The organism is Acinetobacter sp. YH12200 (genome assembly GCF_013418175.1).
GTDB classification, from domain to species: Bacteria; Pseudomonadota; Gammaproteobacteria; order Pseudomonadales; family Moraxellaceae; genus Acinetobacter; species Acinetobacter pseudolwoffii.
This window is the reverse complement of record NZ_VPCO01000065.1, coordinates 1-1697: the sequence shown is the minus strand read 5'-3', so window position 1 is coordinate 1697 and position 1697 is coordinate 1. Positions and strand designations below refer to the sequence as shown.

Here is a 1697-nt window from a genome sequence, read left to right as displayed (position 1 = left end):
CTTTGTAAATAGATATGACATAAGGGAAGCACTGATACAAGCCTTTTTAAATGACTTTAGCAACTCGATAAACAGTTGCAACTCCACAATTCACTGCTTTGGCAATTTCTTCCTTAGTCATATTGCCAGCTGCTAGTAATTCTTTTATTCGTTTGTGCTTAGCCTCATTGGCTTTCTTACCTGTTGGCTTGTAACCCGAACGTGCCAAGCCCTGCTTAATACGTTCTATACGTTTCTCATTGTCCAGGCGGGCCATTGTTGCCAGGAGATCAATCAACATATTGTTGATGAGATCCAGGATTGAATGAGTAATGCTGTCACTGGTTTGAATCATTTGGTAGGTAGTAGGAAGATCTGCTACGACTAAACGAAGTCCCTTCTCCTGGATCCTGCGCTTCAGCTCTTGAAAATCCTGTTGGGTTAGGCGTGATAATCGGTCAATACTTTCAACCAACAAGGTGTCGCCTTGATTTGCTTCTGACAGTAGCTTATTCAATTCAGGTCGGTCTAACTTCGTACCACTATAGTTTTCCACGTACACAATGGTTTCGCCCAAATTCAAGTTTTGGTTTAGATCCTGAAGAATCTGCAAAGCCCTTTCTGCATCTTGATCTTTAGTTGAAGCTCGTAGATAAATACGTGTATTCATTTCTATCATTTAATCTTAATTCTATTAGATTAATGATAACAATATCATTTAATTATTGCATTAAGTCTAATGATAGATATTGTATGCGATTTGGCTCGCTATCATTCAGCTATACTCTTTTGATAGAAAAAGCATGACTGAAAGCCATGCTTTGGGAGTTCGTATAATACGTATCATATTAGTTTTGGAAAAATTAGATATTGATCGGGAGTGACTAAAGCTGTAGAGTTTCTTTTTAAGTGAGTCCCCAAAATGAAATTCCAATTTATATTTGAAAACTTTAAAGCTTTACCAAATGGAACAGATGCTTTCAAGCAGTTAAAAATTTTATGTGAGCAAGAAATTGGCAACAATAATAATTTAGATAATTCGGCCTTATTTCTTATTTATGGGTTTGCGAAGAACTACGTCTTATTGTACGAAGATCAAGAAGTTACTCCTGAATTTGCAAAAAAAGCAAAAAGCCAATTAATTGATTATATGTCTGAACTTAATATTGCTCTAATCAGTCAAGATTCTAATCTTATATTAGAAACTCTTAATAATATTTCAAAAAAATATTTTAAAAGTTCAAGAATATTTTAAATCTTAATAATCAATGAACAAGCTATCATTACAGGGGTTTTTGATTCCCCTTTTTGTCTCATTCTTTATGAGTGGCATTAACGCTATTCTAGGAGCTTTAAATGAAGATAAATTTTTATTATCAATTGTTTTTTCACAATGGATGATTAATTGGATTATTGCTTATCCATGTCTTTTGTTTCTTGTTCCTTTCTCAAAAAAGATCGTTTTAAAGCTTTTTTATCCTCAGTTGAAATAATGAATGTTATATGAAACGAGGACAATAGACCGTCGTTTTTCACTTTGCATAAGATATTCTACGTTAAGTAGCGGCTAAAAATGCCCTTGATCAAGGGCTGTTATTCACCAATTAAAATGTCTATGCGATAAACCATTTAAAATGTCCTGTTTTTAACCACAAGAGTCAAGCACAGGATTTAAATTTCTTTGTTCAATAACAGCTTTCTGAGCTTTACGGCTCGGC

Annotated in this window: 3 protein-coding genes; 2 read left to right on the top strand and 1 reads right to left on the bottom strand. The window is 34.1% G+C overall.

Annotated features, from left to right (window positions below; translation table 11 throughout):
- Positions 1–46 precede the first annotated feature (46 nt).
- Complete coding sequence (locus FTU90_RS15890) at positions 47–658, bottom strand: recombinase family protein (protein ID WP_004889724.1); 612 nt, start codon at positions 656–658, stop codon at positions 47–49.
- Positions 659–901: 243 nt separating this feature from the next.
- Here FTU90_RS15890 and FTU90_RS15885 point away from each other — a divergent pair, with 243 nt between their 5' ends.
- The gene (locus tag FTU90_RS15885; RefSeq protein WP_004282109.1) at positions 902–1234 is read left to right on the top strand and encodes a hypothetical protein; all 333 of its coding nucleotides are present in this window, start codon (positions 902–904) and stop codon (positions 1232–1234) included.
- 13 nt (positions 1235–1247) lie between these two features.
- A complete protein-coding gene (locus FTU90_RS15880; RefSeq protein WP_004733276.1) occupies positions 1248–1472 on the top strand; it encodes a DUF2798 domain-containing protein in 225 nt (74 codons plus the stop codon).
- The last annotated feature ends 225 nt before the right edge of the window (positions 1473–1697 follow it).